A 21,286-nucleotide genomic window follows, 5' to 3' on the forward strand; every position below is an offset into this window, starting at 1 on the left:
TTAGATTAACAAAATGACCTTTAAACACCTCTAAGTTGGCAACGGCTAATCTATTTCGCTAGATAGATCCAATAGAAAGAACTACAACGCCACAAAGACTAGCAGCCATTAAAAGGTTAACCCATTTTTGCGCTGAACTTGAAAGATTTAACTCATGAATTTTACAGCCGGCATAAAGCCACGCAAGGTGTAAAATTATCCAAATAAAATTCATAATGAGGAACTTCAAACTAATTTCAATTGTGAAACTATCAGGATAAAATGCGAAGCCCGTAAAAAAGGTTGTGTGTACTGCATACGCTTTGGGATTTATAAACTGCAGGGTCATTCCAGTCATAAAACCAGGTGCATTGATCATTTCAATAAAGGAAATTTTTGAACCAGCAAGAGCTATACGAAATGCTAGAAAGCCAAGATAAGCAGCTGATAAAAATAAGAGAATTGTGCGCACAACTGGCTCCGCCAAAAGAATAGCTGCTAAACCAGTAACTACTGCTACACTCACAATGACATGGCCCAAAAACAGGCCAGCCATGTATAACAAACCTTGCCTCCAACCGAATGCCGCGCCGACACCTGCCAATGACAAAACGCCGGGACCAGGCGTTACAAACATCAAAAATGAAACAGTTGCAAAAACTAACATCAAATAGCTTTTAATCGATTTCCATTCACATTCAATTGCTCCCAAGTGATTAATTAAAGTGCAAGCGCATAAGTAGTAATCAACACAAAACTCGTGCTTAACCAATTAATCCCGAGAGTCCATCCTTAAGCACCCAAATGTTATAGCTATAAATGCTGCTGTACCGCTTCGGACACTCTAGGGACCAATGCTTTAACCAAATCCTGCATATCAATCTGGCCGATGGGCTCTTCTCCATCGAGAACCCTAAATTTAAAAGAAGTATCCCCCTCGGCACGTGCTATTAAAGACTCCAGAGTGTCCGATGGACTGACATCACCAGCGTACTTAGATTTTTTATCCATTGGCGTCATTACTGAACGCACTCGTAAAACGCGAGCTCGATTAATATCGCTGACAAATGCCTCGATATAGGGGTCAGATGGAGTTAACAAAATACTCTGTGGATCTCCCTGCTGAACAACAGCTCCGTCTTTTAAAATAACGAGATGATCAGCCAAGCGGAGTGCTTCATCTAAATCGTGAGTTATGAATATAATTGTCTTTTTTAACTCGACATGCAAATCCAGCAACAGTTTTTGCATATCACTGCGGATCAAAGGATCAAGCGCAGAAAATGCTTCATCCATCAACATGATATCAGAATTTGAGGTGAGTGCCCTCGCAAGACCAACCCTTTGCTGCATTCCTCCAGAGAGTTGGTAGGGATAGTGCTTTTCAAAACCACCTAAACCTACTCGGTTGATCCAAACTTGCGCCTCTGCATGACGCTCACTTTTAGAAACCCCGCGTACTTCTAACGGCAATGCCGAATTATCAAGCACAGTGCGGTGCGGAAGAAGAGCAAATTTCTGAAAAACCATAGACATATCCGTACGACGTTTATCACGAAGTTCATCTTGATCTAATAATAGGGCGTCCTCACCATCAATGAGTACCTGACCATCAGTTGGTTCAATTAGCCTGTTTATGTGTCGAATAAGTGTAGACTTGCCAGAGCCAGACAGTCCCATTACCACTGTTATTGCGCTCTCGTGGATATCTATTGATATATTCTGCAAGCCTAAAACGTGACCAGTGTCATTCAACAAGGCTTCTTTTCCCATACCCGCTTTGACTTTCTCAAGCGCAGTTTTAGGGTCCGAGCCAAAAATCTTGTACAGATTACGAATTTCTATTTTAGGAGAATTTACCATTACGTGCCCGATTTATTTAAAAGTCTGATCAGTAGATACTCGAGCAATCGCTGCTTTGGACACTCGGTCTAAAATTACTGCTAGCAGAACTATACCTAATCCTGCTATCAAGCCCACTCCCAACTCTAGGTTCCTAATCCCTCGAAGCACCAAAACACCAAGACCAGGTGCCGAGACCAACGATGCGATCACAACCATAGCCAAGCTCATCATAATAGTTTGATTTACACCAGCCATGATATTTGGAAGCGCGAGCGGCAACTCAATACCAAGAAGCTTTTGCCTGGATGACATGCCAAAGGCGTTTGCCGCCTCGACAACATCTTGATCTACAAGCCGGATGCCAAGATCTGTGAGCCTTATAACTGGGACAATCGCATAAACAATTATTGCAATTCCATATAACTTTGGCTCTGTAACACTGAACAGAAAAATCAGTGGTATTAGATAAACAAATGTTGGAAGTGTCTGAAGCAAATCTAGAAGTGGAAGTAAACTTCGTTGAAGGCGATTGGATTTGGCCATTGCAATTCCAATGGGCACTCCCAATATAATACATATTCCGGTACAAACAGCAATAATTGCGAGCGTTTGTAACGCTGCATCAAGATGATCAATAAATGCCAAAAATACGAATGAAACAGTTACAAATGTTGTCACCGCAACAGACCTGCAAACGTACCACACAAACAATAATATTAATGGGACAACTATCCACCATGGAGCAGCCAAAAATATAAATAACGCACCCTCTAAGAGCCAAGAGAGTGGCTGCGTTAATGGGTCCAAGACTGTTTTTAAGACGTCTTTTGCGTTTAGGAATGCCTCTTCTACTCCAGCGGTAAATTCTCTAGATTGCGGAAATGATGGGCATGCCTTATAAAGTTCATCCATTGATGGAAAAGGTAAAAGGGGGCCCTCGTCTGCGGCGTCTGGGTTAGTCTTCGCCAACAAACTCGCCATCGTCATCTTTGCGCTGCCAGCAGATGCATCGCACCATTCCCTTAACCCAAAGGCGTTAAACAAACTGTCATAAAAGGCCATTTTTTATTCCCTATTACAACGAAGGCACAAATTTACTGTGCCTTCGTTTACTTAGTAACTGTCGACTATTTTATTGTAGCAATGCCGCTAGCTTGCCACGCGCCGCATCATTGATCCAACTACCCCAAAGTTCTTGTTGAGTTGACAAGAAGTAGACAGCAGTCTCATCACCTGAAGCACTTTCAGCATCTTGCCATGCCAGAAGACTGTTCATCATTTCATTTGTGAATGAAAGATTTCGCATCAGGTCTGTCTCAGCTGGATGTGAGGACTCAAATTCACTTGTTACAACTGTTGTAACGACGCTACTAGGCCATGATTGCATTGTAGGCGACGCACAGTCTTTGTCTGAATTACAAGCCTGCTTGCTAGGATCGTGAGGGCCCAAGTCCACTTGGACCATTGGAAATTTCCCCATTACCAAACTAGGTGTCCAGTAGTATCCAAACCAAGGCTCTTTCGCAGCGTACGCCGCACCAATTGAAGCGGTAAGAGTTTCACCCGATCCATGCACGAAATCTTCAATGCCAGCTGCTTCAAATCCGCCACCTTTTGCTACGTTTGTAGCCACGGTCTGACAATTCCATCCAACTGGGCAATTATGCATTCTGTTTCCAACTAAATCGGGGTTGGCCAGTACACCCTCAATTGTCGTCAACTCAGGATGAGCCTCTGCCAAATAAACTGGTATGAATAGACCCTCTAAGCCACCGTCGGAAAGAACTCTCGTTAGTTCATTTATTTTTCCTGCTTCCAAAAGTGGAACATAAGCGGGTGCTCCGTTAGTCCATAGTTCTGTTATTATATCAGGCTTACCAGTCTCACTAACTGAAGCAAGCGCTGGCACGGAAGCAGAAGGCACAATGGTAACCGAGCAACCATACCCTTGCTCCAGCAAAAACTTAGCAACCTGCGTTACAATAATAGCTGATCCCCAATCCATTTCGGTAATCGTAACTTCACCGCAATCCTGCGCTTGCGCAGAACCCGCGTTGAGTCCTATTAACAAAGCACAAGATAGTGCCACCTTTTTGATATTTAACATATAATCCTCCCGTTTATGTTTATTTTATAAAAGTTCAATTTTGCTTTTAATTTGTCTACAATTACGTAACGGTATTTCTCCGATAAATCAAATGTCATAATTACTTACATTTGGATTAAAAAGACATTACCCCAATTAAACAAATGATTTTTGTCGACGTTTCGCATATGGTTTCAAAAATTTTACTTAGGCATAAATCTACATATTTTCAAAATATTGATTACTCCAATTTTTAAATAAATTTTTTTGCTAAAAATTATGTCACTTATTGACCGGAACTTGGATTAATGCATCGATAGCGGAAACTGTGTCTCGATAAATAAAAAGAGGGTTTATTTCAATTTCGGTTATAGTTTTGTCGTTGTCTTGATAGGCGATACACAGTTTATATATTTCTTCAGCCGCCTTTGGGATATCTACAGCTGGCCGACCTCGAAATCCTTCAAGCAATCGCCTCACTCGCAAACTTTTGAGTGCACGGATTATATCAGCAGGGCTGGTTGGCAAAAGCAATGTAGCAGTGTCGGCCATTAACTCGACCAAAACACCTCCACTGCCTAGTACCAAAGCAGCACCAAATTGAGAATCTTGACGCAAGTTTATAATGAGTTCAGCCACGGGGTTGGGCGACATCGCCTCAACTAAAAATAATTCACTAGCGGCATCAGAATCATAGGCAGTTACATCAATTCTCATCTTTTCGACTGCAAGCTTTAACGCCTCTTCATCTTTTAGATTAAGCACTACTGCTCCAGCTTCGGTTTTGTGTACCAATCGTGGACTTATCATCTTTAATGCCACTGGGTATCCCACCTCAATTGCCGCCTCACCTAATTTGTGTGGCGATACAGTCTTCCCATGCGGTACATTAAAATTATAATTTTTTAACCATCGCTTACTATCACTCTCCGACAATACTTTTTGCTCGCTGCTGGGGTACGATGGTAACAAATATTCAGGCTTCTCCGATAAAATACGAGAGCGGGCTTGATTCCAATCGGCTGAGTCCCGAATGGCGTTCAATGCCTCATGAATACCCTGCATAGGAGCAACGCTTTTCGTAATTAAGAGTTCGCGGGTTTCTAAGTCGATATTTTCAGGCAAAGTCGCACAAATTATTGCTGGCAAACCCTGTTCCTTACTTGCCCGCGCGAAAGCCATAGCATCATTTATGTAATAAACTTTAGAGCTGTCAATCTCAGCTGCCGGGTAATCTTGTACTAACACGGCAGTGTCAGCTTTAATCGCTGAAATTGCCTTTGCAAATACTGGGTAAGTCATCTCTGCGTGTCCCCAAATTGGTGTTGTGTAGTCAAGCGGATTGGAGACTGTGGCAATGTCAGGTAACAAGGCTGACAATTCCATTTCTTGAGTACTTTTTAACTCCGGAAAAATTAGGTCAATCTTTTCTGCATGGTCTGCAAGCATCGTCGCACCGCCGCCCGAACACGTAAAACCAACCACCTGCTTCCCTTTAGGCGCTCCAACTACGCAGAGGAATTTCAAAGTTTCTAATAATTGCGACGGGTTTGTTACGCTTATAATACCTACCCGCTGGAATAAAGCCTCATAAAGCTCGGCTGAGCCTGAGAGCGAACCAGTATGGCTTACGGTCAAGTTCGATCCAATAGCAGAACTTCCAGTTTTTAGTACCACCACCGGTTTACCCTTGGTTAAAGCTTTTATGGCCGCCTTTTCAAATTTTGGGATATTTTGTAAGCCCTCTAGGTGCAACCCAATAGCTCGTACAGCCGGATCATCTGCAAAGAATTCAAGCAAATCCTCTGGCCCCAAAACCGCCTGGTTGCCCGCCGAAACCATGTAAGCTAGAGGCAAAGAGCGCTGGCTCATCGTAATATCGGAAGAAAACATACCTGATTGAGTTATAATCGCAGCGCCATAACCAGGGGACCATCCTCCATGTTCAAAAGACCATAGCGCTGAGTTGTCGATATAATTTATAACACCATAACAGTTAGGACCAATTAAGGCCATGTTTCCTGTGGCTTCTATTAAGTCTACTTCTGTTTGATTATTCCCTGCCTCTTTGAAACCTGCCGAAAAACAAACCACCCCACCAGCCCCCATATCCGACAAGCTGCGAACTGCTCCAACGACATCACTGGCAGGAATAGCTAGATAAACAGCGTCAGGTGCTACCGGCAATTCTTCTATGGACGCTACACATGGAACACCGTCAAGGTCAGATCGCGTAGGATTTACGGCAAACATTTCCCCACCAAAACCACGGCGACGGGCCTCATGAATTGCAATAATGGCATAACGGCCGCCAATAAAAGCAATATGGCGTGGCTTTAAAAGCCTTTTAAAATTTTCTCGACGCTGAGGTGTCATGCACCTAGCGGTCGCAGAATTGAACGGGTAATAATGTGACGTTGAATTTCAGAGGTACCATCCCAGATCCGCTCCAACCTACTATCACGCCAAAACCGTTGTATCGGCATTTCCTCCATCAGCCCCATACCACCAAAAATTTGGACTGCATCATCAGCAATATTATTTAACATCTCAGAACAAAATACCTTAACCATAGCCGCATCAGCATCACTCATAGAGCCATTCTCTGCGCGCGATACAGCATCTTTGACCATTAAATCCGCTGCTCTGAGATTTATGGCGCCATCGGCCAAACGAAATCCTGTGGCCTGAAATGCACCGATAGGCTTACCAAATTGTTTTCGGTTTGCAGCCCAGTCTGTCGCCATACTTAAAATACGCTCAGCTTTCCCACAGCACGTAGCGCCAACCCAAATTCGCCCCATGCCTAACCATTTTCCTGCAAGCTCAAGACCGTGACCTTCTTCGCCTAAAACTTTCTCTGAACTCAGGCGCACATTATCAAAATGCAATTCATAGGTATTATAACCTCGATAGCTAACGCATCGGGTCCCTTGACGGCAGACAAAGCCAGAAGCGCCTACATCGACTAAAAATGCCGTAATGCGTTTACGGGGCCCTCTAGGAGTTTCATCCTCACCAGTAGCCGCGAAGACAATAGCAAAGTCAGGCATACATGGTCCGGAAACAAAATGCTTCGAACCATTTAATATCCAGTCATCTCCATCACGACGCGCATTGGATTTCATGCCCATAACGTCTGAACCGGCATCCGGCTCTGTTAAAGCAAATAACTCTCTCTTTTCACCACGCACCGCTGGTAATAGATATTGCTCGCGTTGGTCACCCTCGCATGCCATCAGTAATTCTGTTGGACGAGCTGCCCAACTTTGAAGCGCGTGGCTGGTTTTTCCATATTCTCTCTCAATAAGAGACATGGGTCCATACCCCAAACCACCACCGCCTACCTCTTCCGGCAAATTACAAGCATATAGGCCTAATTCCTTCGACTTGGCCTCAATTGTGCGCCCTATTTCCTCTGGCACATGACCGAGACGGTCTATTTCATCTTCATGTGGAATCATTTCCGTCTCCACAAATCGACGAACTGTGTCGATCAGTAGATTAATTTCTTGGCTAGCTTCCATTATTCAAGTTTCCTCAGTTAAAGTCCAATACTTCAAGCATCAGCGCCCCTCAACTTAAGTTTATTACGCGCCTCTTGCGGCGTTGCTACACGCGATCCCATCCGTTCAATTATCTCTCGTGCGCGAGTGACTAATTGAGCATTTGTCGCCAGCACACCGCGCTCAAGATAAATATTATCCTCTAAGCCGACACGCACATTTCCTCCCAAAGCGACTGCTGCCGCCATCATCGGCATCTGGCCTCGGCCAATACCAAAACTGGCCCAACTCGCACCGGCGGGCAATTGTGATTTCATCGCAACCATTGTTTCTACGGTTTGCTCGGCGCCCCAAGGAATACCTAAACACAATTGGAACATAGGCGGATCATTAATTAATCCTTCAGAAATCATTGCTTTTGCAAAGCGTATGTGTCCAAGTTCAAATACTTCCAGCTCAGGTTTAACACCCCAATCGCGAGCCATTTCAGCCATTTTTCGTAATGTAGGAGGGGTAGAAATATAGATCATATCTGTGTCAGAAAAATTTAACGTTCCACAATCAAGTGAGCAGATTTCAGGCAAGCACTCTTTGATATGAGCGAGCCTCTCTTCAGGGCCGATCATATCGGTCCCTGGCCCAGGAAGGGCTGGGTCTGAAACATCCGAAATCCAATCACCGCCCATACCAGCCGTAATATTAATAACAATATCGGTATTACTGTCGCGCACCCGATCCACAATCTCTTTAAACAATTTTGGATCACGTGAACCCACACCAGTTTCAGGATCTCTTGCGTGAATATGTGCAATTGAAGCACCAGCTTTAGCAGCGTTAATCGCAGCTTTTGCAATATCTTTTGGGGTTACTGGCACGTGGGCACTCTTTCCAGTAGTTTCGCCGGCTCCAGTTACAGCACAAGTCAAAACTATATCATTTTGCATCTCAAACTCCTTGTTGATTTTAACTAGGCTGGAAAGCCTTGCAGATTTTTGTCGATTAAACGCCACAGATTAGGTTAAAGTGACGAAAAATCTGATATTGGAAATTAGCTGCAATCATGGAAATAGATATTCTACCTAAAATGGAACGTGCCCAAATACATATGGTGTTTATAGTAGTTCCAAGGTTTAACATTACGACACTAATAACCATGATTGAAACAATAAGAATCGCCAACTATTTGGCCCCTACTTCTGCATATTCTTGGGAAGTTGCTTCCTTCGACGGTTCGAAAATTACAGCCAGCAATGGAATGACCGCAACAATTAAGACTGCAACTGATAACTTACGATCAGCAGAATTTGTATTTATTCTAGGAAGTTGGGGAACTGAGCACTATCGAAACCCCAAATTAACTGCCTGGCTCCGAAAACGTGCTCGCGCTGGCGAGCGGATTTGCGGTGTAGAGCTGGGCTCTTACATTGTAGCCCGCGCTGGTTTGTTAGACGGAAAGTCGGCTACAATACACTGGTCTTGGCTCAATGGGTTTAAGGAAAACTTTGATCGAGTTGAAGTGGAGGAGAGCCTATTCACCCTAGATAGCAAAGTAATGACGTGTTCTGGAGGATTAGCAGGCGTCGATTTAATGTTACGCATAATTGAAGAGATTAACGGTAGTAGCTTCTCTGGTGAAATCGCAGATCAGATGCTACATCACCCAATTCGATCTGCAACTTCTCCCCAACGCAGCACAATGGGACGGAGTACTGAAACGATGCTCCCACTACTGCGCGAGGCAATGACATTAATCGAAAACAATATAGAAGAACCGCTGACCGTACCACAGATTGCAAAAATTTTAGGTATTTCACAACGACAGCTGGAGAGACAATTCAAGAAAAATGTTGGATGCACAGTAATACAATTTAGTTTGTTAAAGCGTCTGCAAAATGCGCGCTTGCTGTTAATTTCTACGGATATGAGCATCCGGCAAATAGCTACAGCTTCTGGGTTTAATACTATGTCACACTTCGCTTTCTCTTTTGGAAAGTTTTTTGGAAGACGACCTTCAGATTATAGGGAGGCTTGGCCTAAAGAAGAACCTGCACCCAGTTGGCCGGGTTCTCTTACAGATTTTCTTGATACCTTGAACGGCACCCCCCCAAAAGATCAGATTAGGCGAGCTTGACGCAGGGCATTTAAAACTCCAACAATTTCGCGGTCTCGCTGAGCAACCATATCCTCAAACTTTTGACCCTTAGCTACTGCATTGCAACCATCTACCATGCGGTCCCTCAAATTCTTTGTAAGTTCTGGCGCTTCTAGTCGTGTCCAAGGTAATTTAAGTGCAGGTCCAAACTGATCCAAATTTGTTGCCATACCTCCTGTTCCACATGCTACATGAAAGGCCATACACTGTCCTTGCGCAGCCATGCGCGGTCCTGGTCCATTCATAAGGGCATTATCAATATCTTCAGGCGTAGCTTCATCATTTGCAACCATGTGTAATGCCTCACGCCATAGCGCTTCTTGCAAGCGAGTAGCTACAAATCCCGGGATTTCTTTTTTCATCATCAATGGGGCTTTGCCCGCAGCTCTATAAAAATCCCCAGCCCAAGCCACGGCTTCAGGTGCAGTTTTCTTTCCGCCTACGATCTCAACGAGGGGCAAAAGGTAAGGTGGGTTGAAGGGGTGACCAATAACTGTTCGTTCTGGCGTAGAGCAATCAGACTGAATATCACTCATCATTAACCCTGAAGTTGAAGATCCAATAATGATGGATCGGGGCAAGATTTTTCCCATTTCGGAGTATAATTGCTGCTTGATCTCTAAGGTCTCCGGCCCACTTTCCTGCACAAAGTCAGCACCCTCCAGCGCCTCCTCTAAATCAGTCACAATGTGCAACCTATCCATCGATGCACCTTGCGCAAGTCCTAACTCAGTTAGGCTAATCCAAGCTGTCTTTAAAATAGAAAAGAACGATTTTTCTTCGCTTTTATCATGCAAATATGCGGTCACGTCATACCCGCGCGCTAGAAAATGCGCTGTCCAACCTCCACCAATTGGACCTGCCCCAATACTTGCAATGCGCTTTACTGAATTGGGATCAGAATACATTATTCACCTTTAAATTCTGGATTACGTTTTTCCACAAATGCAGCAACGCCCTCCTTAGCATCTTCCGACTTTAACATCTTGCGATATGTTGGCATTGGATCAGTACGCATTTTATGAAATGCCTTTTCCAAAGGCACACATTCTATTTCTCGTTGCACTTCTTTAACAGACTGCATTGCTAAGGGCGCTGACCAGGCAATTGAAGCAGCCCATTCCCGCGCGGCATCCATTAGCTGCTCCTTTGGGACAACTTTATTGACCAAACCATAGTGCGCAGCCTCTGTAGCCGTCATGCGGCGCCCCAATAAAAACATTTCCATTGCTATATTATGGGGAATGCGACGCGGTAGTCGCTGAAGCGCTCCTGCATCAGGCACAATTCCCAAGGGCATCTCCGGGAGCCCAAATTCCACGTGATCAGCAGCAATTAACAAATCACATCCCAGGGCCATCTCAAAGCCGCCGCCTATTGCAAGGCCATTAACAGCGGCAATAACAGGCTTATTCAATACCCAATTTTCGGTTAACCCGGTGAAACCACCAAACCCATACTCATCAACTTCCCACCAATTATCGAGCTGCATTTCACCGTCATTTAAAGCCTTGAGATCCCAGCCAGCGGAAAAAATCTTTTCCCCTCCGCCAGTAAGTATTGCACAACGTAAATTCTTATCCTCATGAAGCTCCTTAAAAGCCTCAGCCAAGGCCTGTGATGTTGGTACATCTATCGCATTAACTTTGCCTCGCTCTAGCGTAACCTCTAATATATGCCCATCGCGACGCGTTGTTACTCCATCTGACATCAGAGGCCTCCTTGCTGAAATTCGGGAATGACTTCATCGCAGAATAGCTTAAGTGAACGCTTCTGACTGGCATGACTTAGTCCCATCGAAGCATAGTAAATAAATTCATCGACCCCGAGTTGTTCATAAATTTTAATTTTTTCAATTACAGTTTCTGGAGACCCAAACATTAAATTCTGTTCTAACATCGTCGGCTCATACTGCTCACGGCCCTCAAGCTCCTGCAATGGGATTTCTTTTGGAAAGCCATTTTTTACGTCATCTAAATTACGGTATAGATTTTCGAATTGCCCCAAAACGCGCGTAATTGCATTGATGGCTTCATCACGATCTTTTTGATTTTCATAAACAGCAGTGTGTCGCATTAACGCAAAAATTGGATCTGCGCTACCGCCATGTTTTGCAATAGCTTCATCTAGCTGCCGCTTATACAGTTCAGCTTCAGCATGCGGCCGAGTGAACGGCCAGCACATTATGTTTGCGTTATTGGCAACAGCGTAATCATACGTGACAGGAGACCTAGCTGCTACCCAAATACGTGGATTAGCCTGAAGTGGCTTTGGCACAGAGGTGGAGGTTGGAAATTTCCAATATTCCCCGTCATGGGCATAATCACCCTTCCACAACGCAAGTACTGCTGGTAACATTTCTTGCATATACTTGTATCCATCACTCTGTAGCAAACCTGGTCGCATTCGGTCAAACTCACGTTGATAAGCTCCAGAGCCAAGACCAAACTCCAAGCGGCCACCACTAATCAAATCAAGGAATGCTGCCTCTCCAGCAAGCTTTATAGGGTGCCAATAAGCAGCGTTCACAACGGCTGTTCCAAGGCGAACCTTACTTGTCTCACTAGCCCACCAGGTAAGTATCTGAAAAGGATTGGGTGCAATCGTCATTTCCAATGCATGATGTTCGGCAGCCCAAACTATGTTGAAGCCTCCATCCTCCGCTATTTGTACCATCTCAAGCGTGTGGCGAGCCACGTCATCCATTGCAAGGCTATCGTCCAAACGTTCAAGATTTACAGCGAGTTGAAATTTCATGTTAGTTTCCTCTTATTGAGTTTATTGCCACCGCAGCATTCGAGCATTTATTAAAGCAAAATTTAAGTTGTCATCTCATTACAAAAGGGTTTGACATCGGATCATCTGACGTATTCATCCAGATCGTCTTGGGTCGGGTATAGTCATATATTGCTTGGAACCCGCTTTCGCGTCCGTAGCCAGATCCCTTTACACCTCCAAACTCTGCTATAGGAGAAACAACTCGGTAAGTATTGACCCAAACAATACCAGCTCTAACAGACCCGGCCATTCGCAAAGAGCGCGCTGAATTTTGGGTAAACACCCCTGCCGCTAGCCCATGTTCCGTGTCATTAGCTAGAGAAAGAACTTCCTCCTCTGTTTTGAAACGTTGAACGCATAAAACAGGACCAAAAAGCTCCGTAGCTACAATTCGCAAATCTTGCTTGGGACACTCTATAATTGTGGGCTCGTAGAATAGACCCTCTTTACCTTCCGGTTGCTTACCGCCGGTAAGTATCTTAGCGCCTTCCTGTTCAGCGTATTCCACTTCTGCTTGGATATTTTTCAACTGGCCCAGTGTGCAAAGCGGGCCCATTTGGGTATCTTCTTCTAATGGGTCACCAATGATAATTTGACGAGCTAGGGCTATCATCTTTTCAAGAAACTCGTCAGCAATATCTTCATGCAAATACAAACGAGAGCCAGCAACACAGCTTTGTCCAGTTGCCCCGAAGATACCAGCGATCGAGGCATTGACTGCACTCTCAATATTGGCATCATCAAATACTATGAAAGGAGATTTGCCACCCAATTCAAGCGAAACTTCTGCAAAATTTCGCTTGACGTTTTCTAAAACGTGACGCGCCGCATTTGGACCACCTGTAAAAGAAACACGAGCAACGTCTGGATGCGAAGTTAGGGCCCGTCCGCAAGGCTCTCCATGGCCAGTAACAATATTTACGACCCCTGGAGGGATACCAGCTTGCTCAATTAACTTACCAAATTCTAACATCGCAGCACTGGCATGTTCAGAAGCTTTGAGCACCACCGTGTTGCCAGCGGCTAAAGCGGGGCCTATTTTGACTGCTACTAAAAATAATTGAGAGTTCCAGGGCACTACGGCGGCAACAACTCCAAGCGGTTCTCGCTTCGTGAAAACAAACATGTCAGGCTTATCGATTGGTAAAGTTTCGCCACTCACTTTATCTGCACAACCAGCAGAAAAATGAAAGAATTCTGCAATATATTTTGCTTGCCATCGTGTTTCTTTTAGCATTTTACCGGTATCAATTGTTTCGATGCGGCCCAAATTTTCAGAATGGTCCGCTAGTAAGTCTCCCAGCTTCCGAAGGCACTTTCCGCGTTCTGTCGGAGTGAGCTTTGACCATGGACCTTCGCTAAATGCATAGTGCGCAGCCGAAACAGCTTGGTTAACATCTTCTTCAGTTGCTTCAGGAACACGGCTCCAGACTTTTTGTGTGCTTGGGTTTATACTCTCAAACGCCCCCCCGTCCGATGCATCGACCCAATCACCGTTGATTAGCATTTGATAATTTTTAATGTCCCTCATTTCGGAAATCCTTCTGCGGCTGATTCCTATTCAATGCCTCTTTGAATCCCATTGCTCAGGAAAAAGCGACATATAGTGGCGAAAAATCTGAAATTGATGACCTGTCGTCAGGGCACGGTATTTAAAAAGGGAGGCATGATAATGGCGAAAAAAAAACAAGTCATCGGTGGTCCACTTGAAATCAACGGTCGCGTTCTGTCGTTATCTCGAGCCATTCGTGCAGGCGATTTTGTATTTTTAACTGGACAGATCCCAATGCGAAATGGCGCTCCAATGACAGACGGCTCAATCGAAGAGCAAACGCGCGCAGTTCTGGACGATATTACTGAAACACTAGCAACGGCAGATTGTACCAGAGAACATGTAGTCAAAGCTATGGTATGGCTACGCGATCGTGCTGATTTCCCTGGATTTAACGAAATATACGGTGAATATTTTCCAGTTGAACCTCCAACACGTTCAGCTGTTGTGAGTGATTTACTAGTGGATGCAAGAGTGGAGGTTGAAGTAGTTGCGTATCGTCCTTTAGGAGATATTTCTTGACGGTACTTGCACCAAACGGCACAGATTTTATATTCAACGGTCCTGAAAAAGCGCCAGTTGTAGTATTAATTCATGGGCTAGGATTAAATAAGGACTGTTGGCAATGGATGATACCAGATCTAAAAGATTCATATCGTGTGCTGAGTTATGATTTATATGGCCATGGAGGATCTAGTGACCCTGTAACCGGGCCCAATCTGTCACTTTTTTCAAAACAACTAAGTGACCTACTTGATTACTGTAAAATCCAAAGAGCTGTAATTATCGGTTTTTCATTGGGAGGTATGATCGCTCGCCGCTTTGCCCAAGACGCTCCAGATAAGTCACAAGCTCTGGTCATTCTACATTCTCCGCACAAACGCAGCGACGCGGCACAATTGGCCATTCTCAAACGAGTCGATCAGGCCCGCACTATGGGACCGGAATCAACAGTAGAGGCAGCTCTAGAGCGTTGGTTTACGGACCCCTTCCGGCATGCCAACCCCGATCTAATGACCACAGTTCGACAATGGGTAACGGCCAATCGAAGAGAAGTTTATCACACAATTTATAAGGTTCTTGCGACTGGTATCGACGAAATTGTGAAACCTAGCCCAGCTCTGATTTGTCCTACTCTTGTAATTACAGGTGATCAAGATTTTGGCAATGGCCCGGAAATGACATTTGCGATTGCAGCTGAAATACCAGGCGCTAAATCTCTTGTCTTACCTAATCTGCGACACATGGCATTGGCCGAAGCTCCCCATGCAGTAAACAAACCAGTCAGGACGTTTATGGATAGTTTGAATTTATTAAACTGAGCACACAAATCCTTAACTAGGCAAGCATTGAATAGTGGACTATATTCGAGTGACCTTTGAGACTAATGTATGTTATGAACCTCAGCGATTATGTCGACACTGCCTTTATAGGTAAGGTTGATTATTCATATTGATTGGAGAAAAGCCGTGCTTCCTGAATTACGAAAAGTTGTTACTTTTGATGAGGATATTTACATTGAAGGTGAGCGTGCGTCCGATCCTCCGCTGCGAATGATTGGCGTAGCGGCAGTTGTCAAAAACCCGTGGTTTGGGCGGGGGTTTGTTGAGGATCTATCACCCGAAATTCAGCGGATGGCGCCTTATTTGGGAAAGTTAATAACAAACAAGCTGATGTTTTTAGCAGGATCTGGCGATGCCATAGAGGCTTATGGGAAGGCCTGTATAGCGGGTACGAGTTGCGAGATAGAACACGCCTCTGCTTTGATACACACCTTGCAATTCGGTAATTTCTATCGAGAGGCTGTTGGTGCGAAAAGTTACTTGGGTTTCACAAACACGCGCGGTCCGGCAAACACTCAAATTCAAGTTCCATTAATGGACAAACATGACACTGGCCGCCGCTCCCATTACCTCACAGTTCAGTTTTCGATTTATGACGCGCCAGCGGTTGACGAATTGGTCGTAGCGCTGGGTGCCGCAACTCGCGGCCGCCCCCATCATCGTATTGGAGACCGATATTCGGACCTAAAGGCTTTGGGGCGTGGCGTAGAAAACCCTGCGGGTGTTACGGATTAGTCGAGTGGATAAAAGTGGATACAGCCTACGCATTGCGTAAAGTTCAACTGCCGTGAACTTTCCAAAATTTGCACTTGCCACCTTCATAGCGTGCAAAAAACATAACCTGTTGCTTATGTTCATCAGGTGCTTCAAATGAATGCCTCCCACAAATCACATTTTCATCTTCGTGGTAAACGATAAACTCATTACAGGTAAAGTCTGCATTGTTTGCCCATTCCAGAACTGTATTTCTATCGTCTTTATCACCTGCGCGGTTTTCGAAGATAAAGTCATCTGCCAGCATATTATCAAGGCCAGCTAGATTTCCGTTATCAATTGCGTTTTTCCACTTATTTAATGCGTCTATTGCTGATATGGTCATTGTAAAATATCCCCTGTTTTGGATTCAGCATAACTGAGGATGAAAATCATGCAATATGGCCTGTTGACTCTAAACATCTAAGCGTAGACTAATTACGCAGCCAGATCGTCTTCGATCAATCGAGCAACTTTGTGACCCATTGCAGTAAGTTTGTTATCTTTAGTGAAATAACCACTCAACCGTCCGTAATGAAGTGCTTGTTCGTAGCCGTTCATAGTTTTGTCACAGCAATATGCCAGTACTGCCTCATAGTCATTTGAAATCTTTGATGCGGACATTGCTCGTCTCCTTTTTGCATGGATGTACGCCAGCAGTCAGGAACTGGATCAAAAAATGAAGCTGGGGGGTAATACAAGGGGTTAGTTTTGCTAATCTTTCGTAAAACCTTTATGCGCTTGTTACAAACATATTGTTTCGTGGAAAATTCAATTAGTTCAATATTAGTTGTGTAGTTCCCGTGTAAAACCCGCTGATTTCTTTTGGGAGACTTCAGCGGGTTATCATTTTGCGAAGGGCGAACCAAGCAATTACGAGCTTGTAGTTGCAAATGTCATAAATATGATTGCTAGGATAGTTCGCTTGGGATTAATAATTTACTTCCCTTCTAATGCTTCTAAACGCTCTTCGATTTCCTCTAAATATTCTTCCATCGGGTGATCAGCAAAGAGATCAATGAAAGTCCAAATCCATGCGTCAAGCGCAAGTGCTACGACCGATATAGTCAGAACAAGTAAACAAGTTTTTGAAAAGCTATCCATTTAGTTCTCCTATTTGCGTTCCATCACAGGCGTAATTGTGTACTGGCCCATTTCTAATATTGGGTCGAAAGCGGTATCAAGCTGTTCCATGCTGTCGGCTTCACAGATAACAAAAAGTGTATGCTCTAAACGATTGCCGTACATCTTATGTACCCTAACGCCATGATCACCAAGGTTTGCCAAAGTGTCAGAAAACACTTGGCCTTTTTCTGGATGATGAGTGTGGCAAGTAGAATAGTCGTGCGTGTGCTGGATCATGAATAACATTTTGTTAACTCCTGTTGTTTATGCTTGGAGCGTAGCAGCTAAATATAACAATTTGTTAACTACTTTTGTTTACGCATATAGCGTTGCGGCTATATGACGACACGTGGCGAAAAAACTTGTCCGTTCATTGAAAGATACTGCTTATTCACTCAGTCATTCTTTCCAAGTTTGACGGAGCAAAGTCCACACCCTTTTGTAACAGAGTTTTTATTAATCGCCTTTACCATGTCTGCATTGTTCCTACTAATCTATTCCAGAATGGCCGTCATTTAGTTTCTGCTAAAAGAAGCTTTCAAAGGCAAAATAATATTAAGGATTGAAAACTTTTTAAAGCTTCATATCTAACTATCGATATTAGTTTCAAGGAATTTGCAATGATGAAAAGCTTCATCTTAATGGCTGCAATGACAGCTCTATTTGCTTTCGCAGGTGTGTCCATGGGCGGCCTAGAAGGCATGATAGTAGCACTTTTATTTGCTGTAGCGATGAATGCATTTGCTTGGTATAATTCAGATCGAATGGTTCTCAGGATGTATAAAGCAGCGCCTTTGCCATCCTCTGATCCATTACATAAAATGGTTGCACAATTGGCTGAAAATGCAAATCTACCTATGCCTAAAATCTATGAGATTCCAAGCGAACAGCCCAACGCTTTTGCAACTGGACGAAACCCCGAAAACTCTGCAGTTGCGGCCACTACAGGTCTGCTTTCCCAACTTACAAAAGAGGAAATAGCAGCCGTGATGGCACATGAGTTAGCCCATATTAAGAACAGAGACACCACCATTATGGTTGTTGCAGCCACGTTTGCGGGTGTTATTTCCTTACTTGCTAATTTTATGATGTTCTTCGGAAACAGAAGAAATAATCAGATGGGCTTCTTAGGTATTTTAGCCATGATGATCCTTGCCCCATTAGCAGCTTCTCTTATTCAAATGGCTATTAGTCGTAGCCGAGAATATGAAGCAGACAGGGTTGGGGCTGAGATATGCGGCAATCCAATGTGGCTAGCATCTGCATTACAACGCATCGAAGGCTTTGCAAAAAAAATTGACAACTATAATGCTGAAAGAAACCCATCAACAGCTCACATGTTTATTATAAACCCTTTACATGCTCACAAACACGACAGGCTTTTCTCTACACACCCCTCTACAACCAATAGGGTAAATGCCTTGAAGGATTTAGCAAACAATTCAAGAAGTAGCATTAAAAAAACAAATATACCCAAAGTTCAAAGAAATTCTTAACAAAAGATTTTATGAAACTTAATACAAAAAAATGTCACCGCAGTATCCTAGCATTCTAACAGCTACTAGTTTTTGACCCCCCTACCTCTCAGGATGGTCCACATAGTCCACTCGTCCATAGGTAACCCCACCCCAACTCACATTACCCCTGCTCACACACAAAGGCGTTTATTTGGATAGTTTTATTTGCTACTCGTGTAGCAAATTTTCATAATGTTTTCATGATTAGGTCAGTGTCGTTAAACAAATTCAATAATCCCGAATATACAATTTCCGGCGAGCGCCGCGCAAAAGTTGAGCTCAAGTCACTAAAAACTTTATGGTTCAATACTGGTACACTTTGCAACATTGAATGCAAAAATTGCTACATCAAAAGCTCACCTACAAATGATGACTTAGTCTACATTAAAGTAGCCGAAGTCCAAAAATTCATTAATGAAGTTTCAAAGTTATCATTACCCGTTAGGGAAATAGGGTTAACCGGTGGAGAACCGTTCATGAACCCAGACATCACCAAAATAATTGAGCTATGCCTTTTTAAAGGATTCAATGTGCTTGTTCTTTCAAATGCAATGGCACCAATGATGCGTAAAAAAATCAAGTCGGACCTAATAAAACTTAATGACCAATATGGTGATCAAATAGTTATTAGAGTCTCACTAGACCACTGGGACTGCGTCAAACATGATGCAGAACGTGGACTTGGAACATTCGAAAAAACAATCGAAGGAATGCGCTGGCTTAACAAACATAATATTAAAATGGCAGTAGCAGGTCGCTCTGAGTTTTCAGATAATGAGCAGATTGCAAGGATGGGATATGAAGAATTATTTAGGTTACATAATTTTAAAATTGATGCGTTTAACCCATCTGAAACTGTACTTTTTCCTGAACTTGAGGAAAATGCTGAGGTTCCAGAAATAACTGAATCTTGCTGGAATATTTTGAATAAGTCACCCAACGATTTGATGTGTTCTAACTCACGTATGGTCGTAAAGCGAAAGGGAGCAAGTCTCCCAAGTGTTGTCGCTTGTACATTGCTTCCTTATGATCTTGAATTTGATTTAGGCACTGAGTTAAAAAACTCATTAAAGGATGTAGCATTGAATCACGTACATTGTTCAAAGTTCTGCGTATTAGGTGGCGCATCTTGCTCCGCGTGAATTTCTTTAATCATTGAAGCTTTTAATTTCCACTTTTTCACCCCAACCACTTTCGCTTGTGGTGGGTGGGGTTTTATTTATTATATGGATAATTAACCCTCACCTCGGGTCCAGGAAGCAAATTCCTTACTGTCGGTAGAAAATTCCAGATTTACAGCTGGCTCATCGCCTACAACCCATGCATCATGACCTGGAGCTAACCTGTACGCTTCACCTGCATTTATGGTAATTTCAGAACCATCATCCGATACAACATGAATTTGACCTTGTAGAAGGACGCCGATGTGGCCCGCTTGGCAACTTTCAGTTTCGACGTGCGGTTTAATACACTCCGACCACTTCCATCCAGGTTGCACATTGGCTTTTGTAAGTGTCACACCGCCAAGTTTAATACTTGCAGCATGGGTTTTGTCTGGTGTTTGCACATCATCTGGGTTCGACCATGATTTTGTTTCCATTGAAGACATTTTTTAAATTCCTAATCTTTTTTGTGAATAATAATACGAAATATATATTATGGTTGTAACAAAGTTTTGATAGTACAGCATCTGTACCTCCACATCAATGAACACTCGCCTGAGTTGCAAATGTCATAAATATAATTGCTAGGATGGTTCGCATGATTAATTCCCTGATTACACGGATAGGGTTTGATCATATAAAAGTTTGCAGTAGTCCAAATCATCCCCAATGACAGGATCACCGCCAAAAGCCTGTCCTGATGCAGCGAAGTTATTATTCATGCGCGTCTCATACAGATCGGCAGTTCGACCCTCAAACAATTACTCGGCAGGACCAACGCCGCATGTCAAACTGTCTGCAAGCAGCTGGCTGGGAGCGAGCAGGAAAATACAGCTCAGGAAGCAAACGAAACCAAGTCAGATTTGTGCGTCTCACTAGTGCGTCTGACCCCCAAAAAACATGCTAATTTTGCCATTAGAAAATATGCGTCTGTGCGTCTGGCTTTTTATTGAAACTTAACTTTTATGTATAACATATTGTTACTAAATAGTAATTTATCATCTAATGGTAAGAGTGATTAGTTGGACGCAGTATTGAGGGGTAGTTTTATAATTAATAGAAAGCTGAGACGCACGGACGCATATCATCAAGCCAATCCATAGGCCAACCTCTCCTCCAAACATCCCACACCTATCTCGGCTCCTCATCTATAAAGGTGCGACGAATGGGATTAATCCTTCGGTGGGTAGCTGCGATCTTTTACTGTGGCTATGGAACCTTTCGTAGTGTTGTGTAACTGGATGCAGTGCCCTATAAAGGTCCCACACATTTAAATTCTGCATTATTTTTGAACAAATAAGCTCAAATTATTCGGCTGCATCTTTGAAATTAATGAAACCTCCAGATTGCCTTTTCCAGAAATTTGAATAAATACCATTTTGTTTCAATAAATTAGGATGTGATCCCTGTTCTACAATTTTTCCACGGTCCAATACAATTATCCTATCCATGTTTGAAAGGGTCGATAATCGATGGGCAATAGCGAG

The 21,286-nt window shown here is 43.5% G+C and carries 23 protein-coding genes; 6 read left to right on the plus strand and 17 right to left on the minus strand.

The annotated features are described in order from the left end of the window. Positions 1–58 precede the first annotated feature (58 nt). From ACTF5Q_RS02135 to ACTF5Q_RS02165, 7 genes are all read right to left on the minus strand, one after another. Positions 59–646, minus strand: coding sequence for a LysE family translocator (locus ACTF5Q_RS02135; RefSeq protein WP_438953051.1), 588 nt, complete (start codon positions 644–646; stop codon positions 59–61). Between the two features lie 146 nt (positions 647–792). Next, positions 793–1,842, minus strand: coding sequence for a quaternary amine ABC transporter ATP-binding protein (locus ACTF5Q_RS02140; protein ID WP_438953052.1), 1,050 nt, complete (start codon positions 1,840–1,842; stop codon positions 793–795). 12 nt (positions 1,843–1,854) lie between these two features. Continuing rightward, entirely contained in the window at positions 1,855–2,886 is a 1,032-nt protein-coding gene (locus ACTF5Q_RS02145) for an ABC transporter permease (protein ID WP_438953053.1), read from the minus strand. Positions 2,887–2,956: 70 nt separating this feature from the next. Then, on the minus strand, positions 2,957–3,931 hold the full coding sequence (locus tag ACTF5Q_RS02150; RefSeq protein ID WP_438953054.1) for a glycine betaine ABC transporter substrate-binding protein: 975 nt from the start codon (positions 3,929–3,931) through the stop codon (positions 2,957–2,959). 261 nt (positions 3,932–4,192) lie between these two features. Then, positions 4,193–6,286 (minus strand): acetate--CoA ligase family protein, encoded by a 2,094-nt coding sequence (locus tag ACTF5Q_RS02155; RefSeq protein WP_438953055.1) that lies wholly within the window; start codon positions 6,284–6,286, stop codon positions 4,193–4,195. Further along, complete coding sequence (locus ACTF5Q_RS02160; RefSeq protein WP_438953056.1) at positions 6,283–7,437, minus strand: acyl-CoA dehydrogenase family protein; 1,155 nt, start codon at positions 7,435–7,437, stop codon at positions 6,283–6,285. Before ACTF5Q_RS02160 ends, ACTF5Q_RS02155 begins: the two co-directional genes overlap by 4 nt. A 32-nt stretch (positions 7,438–7,469) precedes the next feature. Beyond that, complete coding sequence (locus tag ACTF5Q_RS02165; protein ID WP_438953057.1) at positions 7,470–8,360, minus strand: 3-keto-5-aminohexanoate cleavage protein; 891 nt, start codon at positions 8,358–8,360, stop codon at positions 7,470–7,472. 116 nt (positions 8,361–8,476) lie between these two features. Between ACTF5Q_RS02165 and ACTF5Q_RS02170 the strand changes: the two genes are divergently transcribed. After that, the gene (locus ACTF5Q_RS02170; protein ID WP_438953058.1) at positions 8,477–9,547 is read left to right on the plus strand and encodes a GlxA family transcriptional regulator; all 1,071 of its coding nucleotides are present in this window, start codon (positions 8,477–8,479) and stop codon (positions 9,545–9,547) included. Here ACTF5Q_RS02170 and ACTF5Q_RS02175 read toward each other — a convergent pair. The 4 genes from ACTF5Q_RS02175 to ACTF5Q_RS02190 all read right to left on the minus strand — a co-directional run bounded on the left by ACTF5Q_RS02175 (position 9,529) and on the right by ACTF5Q_RS02190 (position 13,877). Beyond that, positions 9,529–10,476, minus strand: a complete 948-nt coding sequence (locus ACTF5Q_RS02175; RefSeq protein WP_438953059.1) for a 3-hydroxyacyl-CoA dehydrogenase NAD-binding domain-containing protein — start codon at positions 10,474–10,476, stop codon at positions 9,529–9,531. The two genes, ACTF5Q_RS02170 and ACTF5Q_RS02175, sit on opposite strands and share 19 nt — an antisense overlap. After that, positions 10,476–11,279 (minus strand): carnitinyl-CoA dehydratase, encoded by an 804-nt coding sequence (locus tag ACTF5Q_RS02180; RefSeq protein ID WP_438953060.1) that lies wholly within the window; start codon positions 11,277–11,279, stop codon positions 10,476–10,478. The genes ACTF5Q_RS02175 and ACTF5Q_RS02180 overlap by 1 nt, the downstream gene beginning before the upstream one ends. Further along, positions 11,279–12,325 carry an LLM class flavin-dependent oxidoreductase gene (locus ACTF5Q_RS02185; protein ID WP_438953061.1) on the minus strand — a complete coding sequence of 349 codons (1,047 nt, stop codon included), beginning with the start codon at positions 12,323–12,325 and terminating at the stop codon, positions 11,279–11,281. The genes ACTF5Q_RS02180 and ACTF5Q_RS02185 overlap by 1 nt, the downstream gene beginning before the upstream one ends. 70 nt (positions 12,326–12,395) lie before the next feature. Beyond that, positions 12,396–13,877: an aldehyde dehydrogenase gene (locus ACTF5Q_RS02190; protein WP_438953062.1), complete on the minus strand. Its 1,482-nt coding sequence runs from the start codon at positions 13,875–13,877 to the stop codon at positions 12,396–12,398. A 141-nt stretch (positions 13,878–14,018) separates the two neighbouring features. Between ACTF5Q_RS02190 and ACTF5Q_RS02195 the strand changes: the two genes are divergently transcribed. From ACTF5Q_RS02195 to ACTF5Q_RS02205, 3 genes are all read left to right on the plus strand, one after another. Then, complete coding sequence (locus tag ACTF5Q_RS02195) at positions 14,019–14,420, plus strand: RidA family protein (RefSeq protein ID WP_438953063.1); 402 nt, start codon at positions 14,019–14,021, stop codon at positions 14,418–14,420. Beyond that, on the plus strand, positions 14,417–15,220 hold the full coding sequence (locus ACTF5Q_RS02200) for an alpha/beta fold hydrolase (RefSeq protein WP_438953064.1): 804 nt from the start codon (positions 14,417–14,419) through the stop codon (positions 15,218–15,220). Before ACTF5Q_RS02195 ends, ACTF5Q_RS02200 begins: the two co-directional genes overlap by 4 nt. Before the next feature lie 147 nt (positions 15,221–15,367). Next, positions 15,368–15,976 carry an amino acid synthesis family protein gene (locus tag ACTF5Q_RS02205; protein WP_438953082.1) on the plus strand — a complete coding sequence of 203 codons (609 nt, stop codon included), beginning with the start codon at positions 15,368–15,370 and terminating at the stop codon, positions 15,974–15,976. 43 nt (positions 15,977–16,019) lie between these two features. On the opposite strand, the gene ACTF5Q_RS02210 is transcribed toward ACTF5Q_RS02205, so the two are convergent. From ACTF5Q_RS02210 to ACTF5Q_RS02225, 4 genes are all read right to left on the minus strand, one after another. Next, the gene (locus ACTF5Q_RS02210) at positions 16,020–16,340 is read right to left on the minus strand and encodes a hypothetical protein (RefSeq protein ID WP_438953065.1); all 321 of its coding nucleotides are present in this window, start codon (positions 16,338–16,340) and stop codon (positions 16,020–16,022) included. 92 nt (positions 16,341–16,432) lie between these two features. After that, entirely contained in the window at positions 16,433–16,618 is a 186-nt protein-coding gene (locus ACTF5Q_RS02215) for a hypothetical protein (protein WP_438953066.1), read from the minus strand. 315 nt (positions 16,619–16,933) lie between these two features. Beyond that, positions 16,934–17,098 carry a hypothetical protein gene (locus ACTF5Q_RS02220; protein WP_153697382.1) on the minus strand — a complete coding sequence of 55 codons (165 nt, stop codon included), beginning with the start codon at positions 17,096–17,098 and terminating at the stop codon, positions 16,934–16,936. 9 nt (positions 17,099–17,107) lie between these two features. After that, the gene (locus tag ACTF5Q_RS02225; protein ID WP_438953067.1) at positions 17,108–17,365 is read right to left on the minus strand and encodes a DUF3303 domain-containing protein; all 258 of its coding nucleotides are present in this window, start codon (positions 17,363–17,365) and stop codon (positions 17,108–17,110) included. A 374-nt stretch (positions 17,366–17,739) separates the two neighbouring features. Here ACTF5Q_RS02225 and htpX point away from each other — a divergent pair, with 374 nt between their 5' ends. After that, the gene (htpX, locus tag ACTF5Q_RS02230; RefSeq protein ID WP_438953068.1) at positions 17,740–18,615 is read left to right on the plus strand and encodes a zinc metalloprotease HtpX; all 876 of its coding nucleotides are present in this window, start codon (positions 17,740–17,742) and stop codon (positions 18,613–18,615) included. Between the two features lie 233 nt (positions 18,616–18,848). Next, positions 18,849–19,778, plus strand: a complete 930-nt coding sequence (locus tag ACTF5Q_RS02235) for a radical SAM protein (RefSeq protein WP_438953069.1) — start codon at positions 18,849–18,851, stop codon at positions 19,776–19,778. A 92-nt stretch (positions 19,779–19,870) separates the two neighbouring features. Here ACTF5Q_RS02235 and ACTF5Q_RS02240 read toward each other — a convergent pair whose 3' ends face one another. Then, positions 19,871–20,245 (minus strand): cupin domain-containing protein, encoded by a 375-nt coding sequence (locus tag ACTF5Q_RS02240; RefSeq protein ID WP_438953070.1) that lies wholly within the window; start codon positions 20,243–20,245, stop codon positions 19,871–19,873. Between the two features lie 861 nt (positions 20,246–21,106). Further along, positions 21,107–21,286 (minus strand): hypothetical protein (locus ACTF5Q_RS02245; RefSeq protein WP_438953071.1); only part of this gene is annotated, 180 nt, incomplete at its 5' end.

Source organism: Candidatus Salinivivens marinus (assembly GCF_965655845.1).
Classification (GTDB): Bacteria; Pseudomonadota; Alphaproteobacteria; order Rhodobacterales; family Rhodobacteraceae; genus Salinivivens; species Salinivivens marinus.

Excerpts from the sequence above, each read along its gene's own strand:
- ACTF5Q_RS02155 (WP_438953055.1), bottom strand. The coding sequence starts at position 6,286 with ATGACACCTCAGCGTCGAGAAAATTTTAAAAGGCTTTTAAAGCCACGC.
- ACTF5Q_RS02210 (WP_438953065.1), bottom strand. The coding sequence starts at position 16,340 with ATGACCATATCAGCAATAGACGCATTAAATAAGTGGAAAAACGCAATT.
- ACTF5Q_RS02140 (WP_438953052.1), bottom strand. The coding sequence starts at position 1,842 with ATGGTAAATTCTCCTAAAATAGAAATTCGTAATCTGTACAAGATTTTT.
- ACTF5Q_RS02180 (WP_438953060.1), bottom strand. The coding sequence starts at position 11,279 with ATGTCAGATGGAGTAACAACGCGTCGCGATGGGCATATATTAGAGGTT.
- ACTF5Q_RS02190 (WP_438953062.1), bottom strand. The coding sequence starts at position 13,877 with ATGAGGGACATTAAAAATTATCAAATGCTAATCAACGGTGATTGGGTC.
- ACTF5Q_RS02215 (WP_438953066.1), bottom strand. The coding sequence starts at position 16,618 with ATGTCCGCATCAAAGATTTCAAATGACTATGAGGCAGTACTGGCATAT.
- ACTF5Q_RS02185 (WP_438953061.1), bottom strand. The coding sequence starts at position 12,325 with ATGAAATTTCAACTCGCTGTAAATCTTGAACGTTTGGACGATAGCCTT.
- ACTF5Q_RS02195 (WP_438953063.1), top strand. The coding sequence starts at position 14,019 with ATGGCGAAAAAAAAACAAGTCATCGGTGGTCCACTTGAAATCAACGGT.
- htpX (WP_438953068.1), top strand. The coding sequence starts at position 17,740 with ATGATGAAAAGCTTCATCTTAATGGCTGCAATGACAGCTCTATTTGCT.
- ACTF5Q_RS02240 (WP_438953070.1), bottom strand. The coding sequence starts at position 20,245 with ATGTCTTCAATGGAAACAAAATCATGGTCGAACCCAGATGATGTGCAA.
- ACTF5Q_RS02170 (WP_438953058.1), top strand. The coding sequence starts at position 8,477 with ATGGAAATAGATATTCTACCTAAAATGGAACGTGCCCAAATACATATG.
- ACTF5Q_RS02145 (WP_438953053.1), bottom strand. The coding sequence starts at position 2,886 with ATGGCCTTTTATGACAGTTTGTTTAACGCCTTTGGGTTAAGGGAATGG.
- ACTF5Q_RS02220 (WP_153697382.1), bottom strand. The coding sequence starts at position 17,098 with ATGGATAGCTTTTCAAAAACTTGTTTACTTGTTCTGACTATATCGGTC.
- ACTF5Q_RS02135 (WP_438953051.1), bottom strand. The coding sequence starts at position 646 with ATGTTAGTTTTTGCAACTGTTTCATTTTTGATGTTTGTAACGCCTGGT.
- ACTF5Q_RS02160 (WP_438953056.1), bottom strand. The coding sequence starts at position 7,437 with ATGGAAGCTAGCCAAGAAATTAATCTACTGATCGACACAGTTCGTCGA.
- ACTF5Q_RS02150 (WP_438953054.1), bottom strand. The coding sequence starts at position 3,931 with ATGTTAAATATCAAAAAGGTGGCACTATCTTGTGCTTTGTTAATAGGA.
- ACTF5Q_RS02225 (WP_438953067.1), bottom strand. The coding sequence starts at position 17,365 with ATGTTATTCATGATCCAGCACACGCACGACTATTCTACTTGCCACACT.
- ACTF5Q_RS02175 (WP_438953059.1), bottom strand. The coding sequence starts at position 10,476 with ATGTATTCTGATCCCAATTCAGTAAAGCGCATTGCAAGTATTGGGGCA.
- ACTF5Q_RS02165 (WP_438953057.1), bottom strand. The coding sequence starts at position 8,360 with ATGCAAAATGATATAGTTTTGACTTGTGCTGTAACTGGAGCCGGCGAA.